Source organism: Flavobacterium sp. PL02, assembly GCF_035013205.1.
Classification (GTDB): Bacteria; Bacteroidota; Bacteroidia; order Flavobacteriales; family Flavobacteriaceae; genus Flavobacterium.
Map to the genome: position 1 here is coordinate 25,935 of NZ_JAYGJP010000006.1, position 16,470 is coordinate 42,404.

At 31.8% G+C, this 16,470-nt stretch carries 18 protein-coding genes and 1 other RNA gene; 9 read left to right on the forward strand and 10 right to left on the reverse strand.

Annotated features, from left to right (window positions below; all coding sequences use genetic code 11):
- The first annotated feature begins 3 nt into the window (after positions 1-3).
- Together SHI72_RS16450 and SHI72_RS16455 are read left to right on the forward strand one after the other, a co-directional pair.
- On the forward strand, positions 4-825 hold the full coding sequence (locus tag SHI72_RS16450; protein ID WP_323490722.1) for a DUF3822 family protein: 822 nt from the start codon (positions 4-6) through the stop codon (positions 823-825).
- Positions 822-1,427 carry an RsmD family RNA methyltransferase gene (locus SHI72_RS16455; protein WP_323490723.1) on the forward strand — a complete coding sequence of 202 codons (606 nt, stop codon included), beginning with the start codon at positions 822-824 and terminating at the stop codon, positions 1,425-1,427. The genes SHI72_RS16450 and SHI72_RS16455 overlap by 4 nt, the downstream gene beginning before the upstream one ends.
- 86 nt (positions 1,428-1,513) lie before the next feature.
- On the opposite strand, the gene SHI72_RS16460 is transcribed toward SHI72_RS16455, so the two are convergent.
- Positions 1,514-3,607, reverse strand: a complete 2,094-nt coding sequence (locus SHI72_RS16460) for a TonB-dependent receptor domain-containing protein (RefSeq protein WP_323490724.1) — start codon at positions 3,605-3,607, stop codon at positions 1,514-1,516.
- A complete protein-coding gene (locus SHI72_RS16465; protein WP_323490725.1) occupies positions 3,604-4,560 on the reverse strand; it encodes a hypothetical protein in 957 nt (318 codons plus the stop codon). The genes SHI72_RS16460 and SHI72_RS16465 overlap by 4 nt, the downstream gene beginning before the upstream one ends.
- Positions 4,561-4,698: 138 nt before the next feature.
- Between SHI72_RS16465 and SHI72_RS16470 the strand changes: the two genes are divergently transcribed.
- A complete protein-coding gene (locus tag SHI72_RS16470; RefSeq protein ID WP_323490726.1) occupies positions 4,699-6,060 on the forward strand; it encodes a HAMP domain-containing sensor histidine kinase in 1,362 nt (453 codons plus the stop codon).
- Between the two features lie 318 nt (positions 6,061-6,378).
- On the forward strand, positions 6,379-7,068 hold the full coding sequence (locus SHI72_RS16475; protein ID WP_323490727.1) for a response regulator transcription factor: 690 nt from the start codon (positions 6,379-6,381) through the stop codon (positions 7,066-7,068).
- Here SHI72_RS16475 and SHI72_RS16480 read toward each other — a convergent pair.
- Together SHI72_RS16480 and rnpB are read right to left on the reverse strand one after the other, a co-directional pair.
- Positions 7,065-7,997 carry a 2-dehydropantoate 2-reductase gene (locus tag SHI72_RS16480; protein ID WP_323490728.1) on the reverse strand — a complete coding sequence of 311 codons (933 nt, stop codon included), beginning with the start codon at positions 7,995-7,997 and terminating at the stop codon, positions 7,065-7,067. The two genes, SHI72_RS16475 and SHI72_RS16480, sit on opposite strands and share 4 nt — an antisense overlap.
- Positions 7,998-8,194: 197 nt before the next feature.
- An RNA gene (rnpB, locus tag SHI72_RS16485) (RNase P RNA component class A) lies at positions 8,195-8,514 on the reverse strand.
- Between the two features lie 123 nt (positions 8,515-8,637).
- Between rnpB and SHI72_RS16490 the strand changes: the two genes are divergently transcribed.
- Positions 8,638-8,931 carry a hypothetical protein gene (locus SHI72_RS16490; protein WP_039116360.1) on the forward strand — a complete coding sequence of 98 codons (294 nt, stop codon included), beginning with the start codon at positions 8,638-8,640 and terminating at the stop codon, positions 8,929-8,931.
- Positions 8,932-9,360: 429 nt separating this feature from the next.
- Here the strand turns inward: SHI72_RS16490 and SHI72_RS16495 are convergent, their stop codons facing one another.
- The 4 genes from SHI72_RS16495 to SHI72_RS16510 all read right to left on the reverse strand — a co-directional run bounded on the left by SHI72_RS16495 (position 9,361) and on the right by SHI72_RS16510 (position 11,269).
- Entirely contained in the window at positions 9,361-9,777 is a 417-nt protein-coding gene (locus tag SHI72_RS16495; protein WP_323490729.1) for an NIPSNAP family protein, read from the reverse strand.
- Positions 9,778-9,785: 8 nt separating this feature from the next.
- A complete protein-coding gene (locus SHI72_RS16500; RefSeq protein ID WP_323490730.1) occupies positions 9,786-10,226 on the reverse strand; it encodes a nuclear transport factor 2 family protein in 441 nt (146 codons plus the stop codon).
- A 184-nt stretch (positions 10,227-10,410) separates the two neighbouring features.
- On the reverse strand, positions 10,411-10,782 hold the full coding sequence (locus SHI72_RS16505; RefSeq protein WP_039119312.1) for a LysM peptidoglycan-binding domain-containing protein: 372 nt from the start codon (positions 10,780-10,782) through the stop codon (positions 10,411-10,413).
- 7 nt (positions 10,783-10,789) lie between these two features.
- Positions 10,790-11,269 (reverse strand): BON domain-containing protein, encoded by a 480-nt coding sequence (locus tag SHI72_RS16510; protein WP_086896426.1) that lies wholly within the window; start codon positions 11,267-11,269, stop codon positions 10,790-10,792.
- A 406-nt stretch (positions 11,270-11,675) separates the two neighbouring features.
- On the opposite strand from SHI72_RS16510, the gene SHI72_RS16515 reads away from it, so the two are divergent.
- The 4 genes from SHI72_RS16515 (at position 11,676) to SHI72_RS16530 (ending at position 14,688) form a co-directional block, all read left to right on the forward strand.
- Positions 11,676-12,095, forward strand: a complete 420-nt coding sequence (locus tag SHI72_RS16515) for a lipocalin family protein (RefSeq protein WP_039116357.1) — start codon at positions 11,676-11,678, stop codon at positions 12,093-12,095.
- A 132-nt stretch (positions 12,096-12,227) separates the two neighbouring features.
- On the forward strand, positions 12,228-12,905 hold the full coding sequence (locus tag SHI72_RS16520; protein WP_323490731.1) for a hypothetical protein: 678 nt from the start codon (positions 12,228-12,230) through the stop codon (positions 12,903-12,905).
- Positions 12,906-12,964: 59 nt separating this feature from the next.
- On the forward strand, positions 12,965-14,050 hold the full coding sequence (dnaX, locus tag SHI72_RS16525; RefSeq protein ID WP_039116355.1) for a DNA polymerase III subunit gamma/tau: 1,086 nt from the start codon (positions 12,965-12,967) through the stop codon (positions 14,048-14,050).
- A 293-nt stretch (positions 14,051-14,343) separates the two neighbouring features.
- Complete coding sequence (locus SHI72_RS16530) at positions 14,344-14,688, forward strand: DNA polymerase III (protein WP_082001868.1); 345 nt, start codon at positions 14,344-14,346, stop codon at positions 14,686-14,688.
- A 140-nt stretch (positions 14,689-14,828) separates the two neighbouring features.
- Here the strand turns inward: SHI72_RS16530 and SHI72_RS16535 are convergent, their stop codons facing one another.
- Positions 14,829-15,407: an NAD(P)H-dependent oxidoreductase gene (locus SHI72_RS16535; RefSeq protein ID WP_323490732.1), complete on the reverse strand. Its 579-nt coding sequence runs from the start codon at positions 15,405-15,407 to the stop codon at positions 14,829-14,831.
- 6 nt (positions 15,408-15,413) lie between these two features.
- Positions 15,414-16,445: a saccharopine dehydrogenase gene (locus SHI72_RS16540; protein WP_323490733.1), complete on the reverse strand. Its 1,032-nt coding sequence runs from the start codon at positions 16,443-16,445 to the stop codon at positions 15,414-15,416.
- Positions 16,446-16,470 lie beyond the last annotated feature (25 nt).

A 16,470-nucleotide genomic window follows, 5' to 3' on the forward strand; every position in this document is an offset into this window, starting at 1 on the left:
TTTATGCAATCACAAAATACAAATATAACATCAAAAAAGTACAAAAAGCTTTCCATTCAGGTTTCACTGGCTGGGCTTTCGTTTTGTTGTTTTGATACATTAAACAATACTGTTTTATCTTTAAACGAAGTCACTTTTGATACGTCTCATAAAACTAGCAAAATTGAAGATTTGTTTGCCGATGCTTTTAGCAAACATCCAGAGCTTAAAGATTCTTATGATCAAATAACGATAATTCATAACAACAATTTATCGACGTTTGTTCCTACTGCCCTTTTTGACGAAAACTTTCTAGGCAGTTATTTACAATACAATACCAAAGTTTTTGAAACTGATTTTTTTGCTTTCGACGAAATCTCTAATTATCAAATGAATGCTGTTTACATTCCGTATGTAAATATCAATAACTTTTTTATTGACCAGTTTGGCACTTTTGAATACAAACACGCCAATAGTATTCTTGTCGAAAAACTTTTGGATGGATCCAAAAACAATGACGATAAAACAATGGTTGTCAATTTTAACTTAGGACATTTCGAAATCATTGTCGTTCAAAACCAAAAACTATTGCTATTTAATTCTTTTGAATATCAAACTCCTGAGGATTTTATCTATTATTTACTGTTTACAGCAGAACAAGTTAATATGAATCCTGAGAGTTTTAAACTTGAATTGTTAGGAACGATTTCTGAAAAAGACGATTTTTTTGCAATCGCTTATAAGTATATCCGAAATGTATCCTTGTTTGACGTATCTAATTTAAAAAGCAGGAATTCTTTTTCTACAGCGCAAAATCAACAACATTTTATACTTTTTCAATCATGAGAATCATTTCAGGAAAATACAAAGGAAGACGCATTTTTCCACCAAAAAACCTTCCAGTAAGACCTACAACTGACATGTCTAAAGAAGCATTATTTAATGTTTTGAATAACCATTTTAGTTTTGAAGGCTTAAAAGTTTTAGATTTATTTGCAGGAACAGGCAACATCAGTTATGAATTTGCCTCTCGTGGTTGCACTCCGATTACATCTGTAGATGGTGATTTTGGTTGTGTAAAATTCATCAAGCAAGTTGCGGCGGAATATGACTTTAATATTGCAGCAACAAAAAGCGATGTCTTTAAATTTTTAGAAAGTAGTAAAACATCATACGATATTATTTTTGCCGATCCTCCATATGCTTTAGATCAGGCTACATTTGAAAAAATCATAATGTTAGTTTTTGAAAGAGAACTTCTGCAAGAAGACGGAATGATGATTATCGAACATTCTAAATACACTAAACTAGAGCATTTAAGTAATTTCTCTTTCCAGAAAAGTTATGGTGGTTCATTTTTTAGTTTCTTCGAATTTGATTCGACAGAAGAAGATGAAGAAATAAGCCTTAAAGCTGCAACAAAAAGTACCGAAGAAGACGAAGGTTAATTAACAACCAAGTTATCATAATATAAAAGCCCCTTGAAATTCAAGGGGCTTTGCTTTTTTAAATTCTATTATAAATAAAAAACTTATCAAATTCTGTTTGAATCATCTACATTTTTTTCTTTGAACTGGGAATCTTTTATTTTTCCAAAAGAATACTTTACCGAAATCGAAATTTCATGCCAATCTACCTGATATCTTGCTTTCGAACTAACATTGTTAATCGTAAACTGCTCTTCTTGGATATTGTTATTAAAAACATTATTACAAGTTAAAGTACAATCCCAATTTTTGAAAAAAGTCTTAGAAAGCGCCATATCTACAACAAATCTTTCGTTTCGTTCAAAAACACCTTTATTTTGTTTAGTTAATCCCCAACCAGAAACAGTTAGAGTAAATCCTTTAGGAAGTTTAAATTCATTATTTGAATAATAATACAAGTAAGGTTTTGAAGCTAAAAACAAAGCTGACTTATCTTCTATTTTTTCTAAAACAAAAACTAATGAATTTGTCATTGTCCAAAATTTGTAATTAAAAGGCAAGGTAAAGTCCAGATTAAATCCAGTTTCCTTATCAAAATTCACATCTTTAAAAGTCATGATGTTTTGCTCATCATCATATATAAAACTATTATAAACAGGATTTGTATTTTGATAATAACTTAGCTTAACCGATTTGTCATGATACTGAAAAGTAGAAGATATTTCATCGATAATAGTCGGATCTAAATTTATATTTCTGCCGTATAAAAAATAAGGATTAATATATGTTGATCCCTGACTTAAAGAAGAATAATTAGGTCTCGAAATACTTTTGGCATAATTTACACTAATGCTTTTTGTACTATCTATTGGGAATGTAAGTTGTGCTTTCGGGAAAAAATTAGTGTAGCTCTTATCAATCAAAGGCAATAAATCTGTTTTAAATTTTCCGTTTGCATTCGTATTTTCAACTCTCATTCCAACTGAAAAATCAACTTTCTTAATCTTACCCGATAACTGACTATATCCCGCTAAATTTTGTTCCTTAAAATCATAATGACTCAATATGTTTTTATTGGTTTCATAATAAAATATATCAAAATCAGATTTTGAATCGGCAGAAGAATACAATCCTCCTACTTCGAGTTTCATTTCATTTTTAAACTTTTTCTCTACATCTATTCTTCCTAAAAAAATACCAACTTTAAACTTTTGATCTCGGATTTGAGTCAAACCAAACTCCGTATCATTAAAATTGTTTTCGACTGCGCTCCATAACCCCTGATCAAGATTTGAATATTGCAAACCTGTAAAAATCTGTGTATCGATGGCTTTTATTTTCTTAGAATAATTTAAAAATGCATTAACGAAATCCTTATTACTATCATTATCACTAAAGGTCAAAACGTTATTTTCGACATTATCTTTTTTATTATAAGTACTCGTATTAATATCAAAAGTGTCTTTTTGCAACTTACTGTTTATATTAAACGATAAATAATCATCCTCATTTATCTTATAAAACAATCCTCCGCCAAAAATATACTGTTTGCGTTTTGTATAAGCTTCTACATCATAATCCGAAACAATATTAGCATTCGCAATCTGATAATCGATACTATGATTCTCCCAAGGCTGTAATAGATTATAGTTAAAATTAGCTTTCCATTCGAGTTTATTCTTTTTGAAACTAGAATTAAACCCGAGATAATTATTGTATTTTTTCTTAAAAGAAGCCACTTCAGAGACATCCACTTTAAAACCATCTTTTTTGCTAAACTTTCTCGTAATTAAGATTACTGCACGTCCTTCCGCTTCATATTTAGCCGATGGATTCTGGATAATCTCAATATTCTTTATATCATCTACCGATAACGTATTTAAGTCATTCATTCCTACCCTTTGGTTATCAATATAAATAAGAGGAGTTCCTTTACCCACAATCAAGATGTTCTCTTTGTCTGAACTTACAATAATAGTTGGCAGTTTAGCTAATAAATCCAGCGTATTAGGAACCGAATTATAAACAGAATTAGCAACATCTATTTTAATATTTCCGTTTTGGTTCGAAAAAGTTTTTGCTTTTGCACTAATAACGACTTCTTCTAATTTATTCGAAATACTATCTTTTGGTGTTTCGTTTTGTGCATATCCAAATACAGAAGCAAGAAGACAAATGGCAATTATTATTATTTTGATCATTTTTTAAGTAAATTAAGAATCCAATTCAAACAATCTTCTGTATTCAATATCGACCAAGAATGCGGATTTTTAGTACCGTTTAACTTCACGCCCTTTCCTTGACTTATAATTACACTTGCATTGTTATTACCCAAAGCTTTCAATTGACTTATCATAGCAACTATGTCTATTCCGTTCCAATCATACAAATCACGATGGCGTTCATTAATTAACCAGTTAACATCTAGATCTGTATACATACGAATAGGCATATTTTTTAAATATTTTGCATTGCCTCCATCTTTTGCACCAAAAGAAAAAATAGAAGCATCAATATATTTTTCAGGAAACTGATCAGGCGAACCGCCATACAAACTATCCCAATTACCCTTTATCCATTTTGCCTCATTTGCTCCCGCCTCAGAAAAATTTCTTTTTATTTCTCTTTCGCAATATTTATAAAAACGAGTTTGATCTAGTGGAGCATCCAAAGCAAAAATTCCTTTAGGAACTAAAAATAATTTGTTTGGATTTTTAATCGCATTTTCAGCGTAAGTCAAAGAAATTATACCGCCATTAGATAAACCTCCTAAAATAAAATTATCCTTCGAAACCTTATGCTTTATTACAATTTCATTAAAAATCTTGTCCAAAAAAGAAAACTCAGCCTCTTTACTATCCGTACTCCAATTTATAGAAGGAATAATCACCAAGATTCCTTTCTTAACAGCCAACTCATGTAGTGTTATTTGTTTTAATAAATCTTCTGTAGATTCTCCTCCAGAAGACAAAATCACCAATGCCCCAATAATATCCTTTTTTGGAACCATTTTATAATAATGCAATGATTGAGAGTCTTCGTCATTGACATATATATCATTGGTATCTAAATAATCAACCGTTACTTTTTCCATTTTTTGCCCATAACAAAATGTAATCCCAAATAGAATCAACATTGATAATTGTTTTCTCATAATTTGTATTTTTCTATATATTCGATTGCAAAAATGGTTCTAAAAAACACTGCCGAAAGTTAATCGTAGGTTAATGCAGGGTTAATACATAAATTAAAAGATAAAAGCTTTATTTTTGGAATGTATTTATTGGATGAAATGAAACAGAGAATCAACTTATTAATCTTTTTATCAGCCATCGCTCTGGTGGTTTTATCTGTTGTGCAATGCTATTTGGTAAAAACAACTTATGATTATAAAGTAGCACAGTTTCACTCAGAGATTAAGAATGAAATTGCTTTCATCACAAATGATTATAGCGATATCGATTCGACAATTGTCAACAAAAAAGAACATCTATACAAGCAATTAGCCGAGAATTATATACATGATAAGAAAACAAAATCGGACATTAAAACCGCTTTGCTTCAAAATGAATTTCGTGGTGAACTAACCCGAAAATTGCAACAGAAGTTTAATCGAGAAATTCCCAATTTCTCTATAGATTTTGCCATAGTACTCAACAAATTCATCATCTACAATAGTTCTAAAAAAGCCGATACAATTTTCTCCGAAAAACCATTTATAAAAAACAAATTATATGGTAATCTGGCTTCGCTAGACAATGCTTTTTTAGTTCGTAATTATGTGGGTACAACAAACGGAACAGCACAAATGCAAGATTATAATTTGCTTACCGAAGATTCTATGTACGTATCGGTTATCGATTGGGAAATGATAATCCTAAAAAGAATGAGCATGATTTTGTTCCTGTCTCTACTATCGATTTTAACCTTAATAACACTTTTTGTAATTGCTATAAAAGCACTGATAAAACAGAAAAAAGTAAGCGATATTAAAACCGATTTCATCAATAACATCACTCACGAACTCAAAACTCCGCTAACAACTCTGGCAATTTCTACTAAAATACTGGAGCGAAAAGATATTCGTGACAACGAAATTCATTTCAACTCGATTCTTAATACCATTTCGCGTCAAAACAACCGTTTACAGAGTTTGATAGACCAAGTTCTGGCAAATTCTCTAGATGAAAATGAAATGGAAATGCAGAAAGAAAAGATTATTACCGAGTCTTTCTTAAATGCAATTATCGAAGATTTTAAAATTGCATATCCTAAGGTTAAGATAGAAACCCATTTTGGCACAAGCGAAACTACTCTGGTATTAGATAAATTTCACTTAACAACAGCAATCTTAAATGTGCTCGAAAATGCAGTAAAATATGGCTCGAAAACCATTATCATAAAAACCACATTAAACCAAAACCAATTTAATCTTAGTATTCAGGATGACGGAATCGGGATTTCTAAAAGCAAACATTCTTTACTTTTTGATAAATTCTATCGTGTAGAACAAGGCAATCTACACAACTCTAAAGGCTTAGGATTAGGGCTTTATTATGTAAACCAAATCATCAAAGCACATCAAGGTACGATTGCAGTAATAAGCGATTTAGGAAAAGGAGCTAAGTTTTATATTAGTATTCCGTTAAGTTAAATTTTCAGCTTCAGACCAAGAAAGTGTTTTGGGACTTTGATAAAAAGTTGCTAGCTTAAATTGTCTATAAAGGAACGCGGATGATACGAATTTACAAAAGTAAAGCCGCGGATTAAAACTGATTTAAAAACAATCAAAAATAAAATCCGTTTTAATCCGTGTTTTCGCCTTAGCGAATCCGTATAATCCGCGTCCCTTTCGCAAAGAGTTAGATCGATTTTATAAAGATTAAACAGGTTAACACAGGTTTTTTTAGATTATTTCATATAAAATTAGTGCCGATTCGTGTAAGTTGTGGCAAAAAAAAATACAGCAAAAATGAAAAAAATACTTTTGGCAGAGGATGATTCCGATTTTGCAAACGTGCTCAAACAATACCTGGAATTGTATGATTATGATGTTACTTGGGCCGAAAATGGTCAGGAAGCGTTAGCCATTTTTCAAACTACAACATTCGATATTTGCGTGTTCGATGTTATGATGCCTATTATTGATGGATTTACACTTGCCGAAAAAATCATTAAAATCAATCCCGAAGTTCCATTCATTTTTCTCACTGCAAGAAAACTAAAAGAAGATAAAATAATTGGGTTAAAACTTGGTGCAGACGACTACATTGTAAAACCCTTTGAAGCCGAAGAACTTATCTTACGCCTAAATAATATCCTGAAAAGAAGTCAACAAAAAACACCGCTTTTCTCAGAAACCAATGAGTTACAAATCGGATCTTATTTATTCGATACCAAACGATTATCTTTAAGAAAAGACAACAAAAACCAACAACTTACAGAGAAAGAAGCTGCACTTATCCATTTCTTTTACACGCATAAAAACCAAATGCTAAAAAGAGAACAAATCCTAAAATCGATTTGGAAAAATGACGACTTTTTTTCGGGCAGAAGCATGGATGTTTATATCAGTAAAATTCGGAAATACTTTAAAGACGATTCCCGAATTAGCATTGATAGCATCCGTAATATCGGACTGGAATTTAAAATAATAGATTAATTACTCTCGTGTTTGGCTAATTTGTCCAAAATCAACTGATACGTTGGGGTTTCAATTTCATATTTCAGACCTTCATTTACCACAAATTCAGTAAGCGACGAAAGTTCAATTTTTCTTCCTGCCAACAAATCACGGTGCATAGACGAAGTTGCATCCAGAGGCGATTTCTCGAGTTTCAAAATAGTTTGCATCACAATATCATTAGGTAGATTTAGTCCTTTTACAGCCGCAATCATAGTGATTTCATTCAGCAACGAAACATATAAATTTCGGCTAGAAGCATTCTCCATGATTTCACCAATATTCTGATTCAAGTAAGAAGTAGCCGAAGCCAAAGACGAAATAAAAACAAACTTCTCCCAAACCGTTTCTTCAATATTATCTACCAAGTAACTTTCGATTTTAGCATTCTGGAAAATAGTTTGCAACGCCTTCATTCTATAAACCGAAGCACTATCAGAACCAAAAAACAACTTTTCGTAAATACCTGTTTTTTTAATAACACCAGACTCAGCAATCATCGAAACGATATACACACAACCTTGCAAAACTTCGTTATCTGGAAAAATAGTACTAATGCGTTCCGTAGCGTCAACGCCATTATATAAAGGAAGAATAACCGTATTCTTGGTAATACATTTTTTTATAGCATCAAGACTCTCTTCGATATCATAGGTTTTAGTAGCGCAAATAAGGTAATCTAGTTTCCCTATTGCATCAGGATCATTAGATACCACAGTCGGAAAAACAGTCGTTTCTCCTTCATCCGTTATAATTTTCAAACCCGATTCGGCAATAACTTCCATTGCTTTACCACGCGCAATAAAAACCACATCTATAGCATCGTTTTCGGCGTAGGCTTTCGCCAAAAGTCCTCCAAAATAACCACCTACTCCACCCAAACCTAAAATTCCAATTCTTGTTTTCATTTCTAGTATTTTTTTTGCCACTCCCTATAATTATAGGGATTAAAAGATTCACACAGATTAAAAAAAGTAAATAGCTACAATCTACGCATCCATTTTATATCCCATAAGTAATAAGAAATTAATTCCTATTTTGGTTTTTTCAGAAATAACTTGAGAAGATTATTTTATGAAAATAAATTTGATACTCTCACAAATATAAAAAATGCAGACCTATAAGCCGGATTCTGTTCTTGTTATTGCTAACAATACCTTATCATTTATCTAGACTTACAATTACTCATAAGTTCAAGCTATCTACCCTTCAGCAACGAACGAGAAGCCCTTAAATGCTGATATACTTGATATTTCACCGCATAGAGTTTACCTGTTTTCACTACAGCATTACCTGTACATACTTTCTGTTGCACTTGTCCTAACGTTATTTCTAACGCCGACGGGTGTTACCCGCTATGCTTCTCTGTGGTGTCCGGACTTTCCTCCCCTCACCTAAATGAGCGACGATAAGGCGGTCTGCGGGGCAAATTTAGCGTTTTTATTGCTCTCTTTTATCCATTACAAAATTTACTTTAACACTCCTTTTACAAACACTTAATTTTAAAATAGTTATCTTTAAACGTTAACCACCAAAATTTCATTTATCATGATTAGAATGTATCACTACGCAACTGTATCCAAAGCTTTGGATCAATTAAACGAAAAAGGATTTACTTACGATTTTAATCTAAATGAAGATGTAATAAAGAAAAATCCCGAAAAATTTGAAATCGTACATGTGTATCGATACGAAGGCGAATCAGATCCAGGCGATGAAGCCGTGGTTTATGGAATAAAATCTACATCGGGCAAAAAAGGTGTTTATGTTGCTGGGTTTTCAGCCAATTCCGATTCTGAAACTGCAAAAATATTAAGTGATTTAAGCATCAGAGGAAGATAATTTTATTTAGGAGCTATTCCTGCTCTCCGCTGTATCTTTTTCTGGCTAAAAAAAAGCCAGAAAAAGGATGCCGCTTCTATCAGGGCTAGGGATTTGGGTTTTCATCAGAATATATAATCTCAAATTTCAACTAAATTGTTTAGTCATTTTTCTTTTCTTTTAATCCCCAACACTAGCTCGCAATAACGTTAAGACAAGCCTTTTTTGAGCTAATTATGGTTAATTGTTTTCTCGCAAAGACGCGAAAGCGCAAAGATTTTAGGCGTAAACTTGGCGGCTTGGCGACTTTGCGTGAGAATTATTCGGTACAGTATTTCCCACGCTAGCGCGAGCGTCCCGCTCGTGAACATTTTTAAGGCAAGATTTTGATGACTTTCTTAACACTGTAGTCACGAGCGGGACGCTCGCGCTAGCTAACAACTAAAATAATCAATATGGCGAATAATCCATTTTTGTCAAAACTCGATCTTCAATATTACCTATTAAATCACCAAATTTAGTACTAGTTTGTTTTTTAATTTCTATCCATTCTTTATCGGCTCGAAATTGTTCCCAAGCTTTCTTCATTGTAGCTTCATCACTCCATTCTAAAAGATAAACAAATTCTGTTTTCTTATCCGATTTTGATTCCCAAATCGAAGAAATTTTAAAATGATATTTCTTCATAATCTGCATGGCTTGATCTCTAAATCTATCATGAAAATTCTTTTTATTATTCTCGAATATTTCATAAATACGTAATTCATAAACTGGAGTCGCCTTACCGTCGTCAGATACAGTAGTTGCGTTTTGACATTTTACAACCGATGTTGTAATTAATAACAAAGTCAATAAAAGTAGTTTCATATCTAAAATTATGGGATTCTATAAAATGCTTTTGAAACAATTCGCCAACCTTCCGAAAATTTATACAGGGTCAGATGATCTGTAAAAATCTTCTTTTTGTTTTTAGATACATTCATAACAACTGTAGCTGCATTTCCTGACACAATTATATTCAAATATTCACTTTCAGCTTTTATCATCGGTTTATCAGCATTTTGCTTGCGTCCCTTTTCGATTCCTATTATCCATTCCTCCAATGTAACCGACACAACATCATTGTTATCTAATCGTAGCATTTTAAAAGTAGGATGAAAACCTTTTCGTATATCTTCAATTGGCCCTCCATTGTGTATTCCGCCTATATAAGCGCTTTCAACAATTGCTTTAATCGAATCCTCGTCTGCCTTGCTTTGTCCAAAAGTTAGATTACTTACCAGAAGTAAAAAAAGCAAGAGTTTTATTTTTCTCATAATTAATTCATTTAGTTCTATTAGTGCATAAATTTCACATATAAAAATAATAGATTTTAATATAAAAAAGCATTTATTGATTCATATTATTTACATAATCATAACACAACCAACTAAGTAACCTAAACCCATGAAAAAAGTCTGTCATAAAATGACAGACTTTTAAGAACAACAACATAATAAATTATGCCGTTGGTATTTTTAATTTCCAACCTACTTGAATCAGGTCAGGATTTTTAATCACATCTTTATTGGCTTCGTAAATGGCTTGCCATGAAACTCCATGCGCTTTACCTATTTTTGATAAGGAATCACCACCTACAACAGTATAATCTGTTGTTGTTCCCTCTGCAACAGCAATATTCATAACAACATCAGCTGCTCTAAAATCAGGATCAATTTTTCCGTAAACAGCCCAAAGTTTTTCTTTGTCCTCAGCAGATTTTGCAGTTCCATCAACATACAAAACATTATCCTGCTCTCTTACTTGCAAATTAGCGATACCTAAATCAGTAGCTAAACTTGTTAATTCTCTGTATTTATCTTGTAAACTCATAAAATCTTTATTTAATAGTTAACTTGTTTTCAACTTTTTTAGGTTTCAATTCTTGTACACTTTTTATCAAAGCTGGTAATTGGTCTCTTTTAATATCACCTTTAAGTGTTACTACACCATCCAAAACTGTAGCAGTTACACCACTGTACGTTTTTACTACCTCGTTTATCGAAGTATTTAAAACACTATCGGCATTAATTACAACAGGTGCAGCAGTAGCTACAGGCTCAGGAGCAGCAATTTCGCAGTTATTCACTACCGATTTCACTCCTTTAATTCCTTTTGCAATAGCCTCACAGCTTTCTTTGCAAGCAGCATCTTTACAAACTCCCGAAATAGTAGCTATACCATCTTTTACAGTAACTTCCATTCCTGGCATGTCACCCATTTTTGCAGCAATCTCTTTTTGAATATCTGCATCTTTGGGACCACAAGCCACTAATAAAAAAGCTAAACTCATTCCTAACAAAATAGACTTAATTTTCATAATCATGTTTTTTTTAAAATTAATTAAACGATTTAAAGTTAACGAACAAAACAACAAAATATTACAAATTATCTTACAAATTAAATTTTAATCAATTACTAAAAGTCAAAGTATTGAATAACTCTAAAACTTTTAGTTATGCAACACCTATTTTCAGTAACTACGAGTATTTCCAACCTAAGAACCATTAATATTATTTCTTAAAAAATTGAATCCAACTTAGTTGTTATAAAATTCAGATTTAGCAAAAAATAGAAATTATCTATAAATATAATAGATAAAAACAACATTTACCAATTATATTTTACTACAAATCAACTAATTATATAAATAAAATCAAAAATTGTACAACATTACTTCCTTGTATTGCAACTATATTAGCATCTAACCTTTTAAAGATTTTGAAATGAAAAACAGAAGCATATTACTCGCAATATTATTTAGTATCAGTTTATTTTCAACTTCATGTAGTAGTGATGACAACGAAGGAGAAACACTGATACCTCTATCAGGAAAATGGGATCTTAGTAAAGTAGGTACTGTTGTTAGCGGAACAGAAACTTTGGTAGATGCTCCACAAAATCAAACAGGCTGTAATAAGGATTATCTCGAACTTAAACTTGATAATACTGCAACCGAAGGAGATTATGATTCTACAATTAGTGCTTGTGCATTAACAACTAGCGCTGGAATTTATTCCAGATCGCATAATAACTTAACAACAGTTATTGATGGCGAATCTAAAACTCAGGATATAGTAAACCTAACTCTTAGCGAGTTAAAACTAAAAGATGCTGCAGGGATCATAACTGTATATACTAGATAAATACAATCGTTTTTATTAGTATTAACCTAAAACGGAAATAACTTTAAATAGTTATTTCCGTTTTTTATTTGAGTTACATTAACCTCTTAATACTATAATTAAAAATAGTATTATTGTATTAAAATCAACTCCATGAAATTAAAGTACTTCTTATTCTTGACATTCTTTAGCTATCATAGTTATACCTATTCTTGTAAATGTGAACCACATAATAAAGAAACAATGGTTACTGAAGGACTAAAAAATTATGATATTGTTTTCTATGGAGAATTAGTAGAGTCTGATACCATATCAGGGAATTTTACTTTTAAAATTCTAGAACTTTTTAAAGGAGAAATTAATTCATCTTCTATTAGTGGAAGCTCAACTGCAAGTAATTGCTCAGTCTTCCCAATAAAAAAAGAACTTTGGATTGTTTATGCAAACTATACTAACAACACAAACTATACAAACAATAAAAATATTACCATCAGCATGTGTTCACCAAGTATGGGACTAGAATCATTATTAGGTGCTTATCCAACTCCACCACCACCTAGATACTATGAAATAAAAGATGTTGACCTTAGAGATTTATATCAAAAGGTATATCTTTTAGAAAATAAAAATCAAAACATTGTAGACTGGATTCAACAATTAGAGAGATTAAGAACATACAAATCCTCTCTAAATATAATTTCTGAAAAAGAAAAAACAGATCTAAAAATAGAAAGCTACAGCAAGTATATTATCATTTCTTTGATTGTCAATATACTATTATTTTCATTTTTAATCTTTATAATTCTGAAGAAAAAGATATTCATCAAATAAACAAAATACCCCTAAAAAAATAAACAAAAATCTTATCTTTGCTACCCAATAAACAAACTATGGAACAATTTGTAGTATCGGCCCGTAAGTATCGCCCGCAGACATTTAAGGATGTTGTGGGACAAAAAGCCATTACCAACACTTTACTTAATGCCATAGATAGTAATCATCTTGCTTCAGCTTTATTATTTACAGGACCACGTGGAGTTGGTAAAACAACTTGTGCTCGTATTCTTGCACGAAAAATAAACCAACCAGGTTATGATGATCCTAATGAAGATTTTGCATTTAATGTTTTCGAACTCGATGCTGCTTCAAACAACTCTGTAGACGATATTCGTAACTTGATCGATCAGGTTAGAATCCCGCCACAAACAGGACAATACAAAGTATATATTATAGATGAGGTCCACATGTTATCATCGGCAGCTTTTAATGCTTTTTTAAAGACATTAGAAGAACCGCCTAAACATGCCATCTTTATATTAGCAACAACAGAGAAACATAAAATCATTCCGACGATTTTATCTCGTTGTCAGATTTTTGATTTCAAAAGAATTACCGTAAAAGATGCTAAAGAACATTTAGCTGAAGTTGCAACAAGTCAGGGTGTTGTTTTTGAAGACGATGCACTACATATTATTGCACAAAAAGCAGATGGCGCTATGCGTGATGCTTTATCAATTTTTGATAGAGTTGTTTCTTATTGTGGTACTAATTTAACACGCCAGGCAGTTACCGAAAACCTGAATGTTTTAGATTATGAAACCTATATTGCTATCACCGATTTTATCTTAGAAAATAAAATTCCTGAATTATTAATGGCATACAATGATATCCTAGCCAAAGGTTTTGATGGACATCATTTTATTGCTGGTTTAGCATCGCATTTTAGAGATTTATTGGTAAGCAAAACTCCTGCTACTTTATCACTTCTAGAAGTTGGTGAACAAGCGCAACAAATGTATGGGGTACAATCTCAAAAAGCTTCTCAGGAATTTTTACTTAAAGGAATTGAAATTGCTAATGATTGTGATTTAAAATACAAATTGAGTCAAAACCAGCGTCTTTTGGTTGAACTTAGTTTAATGCAATTGGCCTCTATCAATTTTGATGGAGAAAAAAAAAAGTTGACCAATATATAATTCCGCCTACTTATTATAGAAATCCTACTTTCTCCATCACAGAAGTTAAACCTTCTGCCGAAAAGAAAGAACAAACTTCTGTACCCGTAACACCCAATGTAGCTCCTGTACCTGCTAAAGCAGAAACTGTAGCCCCACAGAAAGCACCTGTTGTACCAAGTACAACAATATCTGGTATTTCGGCATTTTCATTATCGAGTATTCGTAAGAAGAAAGAATTAGAAGAAAGCAGTAAATCTTACGTAAAACCTACTACAGCTGATTTACCTACGGAAGATTTTACTGAAACTGAAATGTTATTGCAATGGAATAAGTATGCACAACGTTTAGGTGAAAAAGGATTTAAGATAATGGAATCGTTATTACTTATAAACGATCCTGTTTTAAACGGAACTTCTATAAGCATCGAATTACCCAACGAAGGTTCTAAACTTGATTTTGAGAAAGAAATGCACGGTATCTTAGGTCACTTAAGAGGTCATTTGCATAATCATGATATCACAATTAATGTAATTGTAAATGAAGCTTACGAAAGCAAAAGAAGCTATAATGACCAGGATCGTTACAACCGTTTATTAGAAATAAATCCAAACATTGAACTTTTAAAAACAACATTTGGATTAGATTTACAAGGGTAATTTTAAAAGAGGTTCAAAGGCTTTTTTTTAAGACTCTAAGGTTCTGAGACGCAAAGGTTCAAAGGTTTTATGCTAGGTTCTCAATCCCAATCCCGAAATATCGGGACGGGATAAATCATTTAAATCAGTGGCAAAAAAAATCACTTATTTTTTAATCCAAGATTGTAAACTTTAGTCAACCATTTTTCTCTTTGGTTATTATCAGATGTTTTTATAACTCCAATATAACTCACCTTAACTGGTGTTATACCACAAAATTCTAAAGTCGATTTCTTTAACTGGTTCACACTTGGTCTTCCAAAAACCAATCTGTAATACCAGCCGGGCTGATCGAGAGTTGTAATAATATGAGCCGTTTTACCTTTTAGAAGTTTGTCCCACCAAACGGAATTTTCACGGTACTGAAAAGCCATTCCTGGTAAAAAAAGACGATCAATAAACCCTTTGGTTATTGCTGGCAAACCTCCCCACCAAACTGGATGAATCCAAACCAAATGGTCTGCTTTTTTTATTTTGTCCCAAGACTCTATTAAATCAGGTTCTAATTCGGTTCTTTTTTGGTAACCAAATTGTAAATTGGGGCTAAACTTTAAATCGGCAATTGTAATTATTTCTATTTTAGCATCAGTTTTTAATGCTCCTTTTTTATAAGCTTCGACTAAAGCAAAATTAAAACTCGCTGGATTAGGATGTCCGTTTATAATTAGAATATTTTTCATGTTCTGCTAGCTTATTTTAAGATTGATTGTGTTATAACTATTTAATGCTTCGTAAACTTCTTTAGATGAATGCATTTGATGACTAAAATAGATTCCGCCAGATAAAGTCTCACTTAACATCTTTTCGATATGCAAAACAGTAGAAAATGCAGTTAATTCGGCTTGACCTTTACTACTTTGTAAGCTAATCTTTTTTGTTTTAGCCTGAGTTTTAATAATAACTTCAAAAACAGTTTGATCTCCGTTTCCACTTGAACCAAACATCAATTGTCTTTCTTTTAAAGATATAATATTAAAAATCTTAAGCGATTGAAAATACCCCATTAAACTAGTAACAAATTTAGAATTATAAGTCATCTTAACCGAAACCGTTGGTATCTTTTCTACCTGATTTAAAATAAACAAATCCGGAACATCCAGATTATAAGCTTGGCGTTTTCCTATCCCAAACTCAAAATTAAACTTCTCAGAATCTAAAAAGTGTTTTGCTTCCAGTGGTTTATTATTTTTATAAACGATAAATGGTTTGCAAACATTTTCGGCTAAAAAATTGGCGGAGCTTTTCCCCGCTAAATCTTTTACCGAATAATAGATATAAAGATTGGTTTCTTGAATTTTACGCTTATCAGGTTCTACAAAATCAATCAAACTACCTACAATTCCTCCCATCCAACCTGAGCTAAAAACAATACGACTATTTACGTCTTGCTTATTTGCTATAGCCAAATTATAAGCTACAGTTAAATCTGGAGTTGGTTTTGTAATATCAATATAATCGAGTTTGTTTTGTATTGCAAATTGTAGAACTGCATTGTTACTATCTTTAGTACACATTACTATCAAATCGATTTTATTGTGTGTAATCGAATCAAATGTTTTTGAGTTATTCACATCAATAACCAAATCATTAGCCGTATTTCCTAATTGACGGCTCCCTATAAATAGATTGTAATCAGGATTTCTTGCTTTAAGAATACGTAAAATAACTTTGCCTACTAATCCTGTTCCTCCAATTACTAAAATATTTTTTCTCATCATTACTATTGTTTTTAGCAAAATTAAT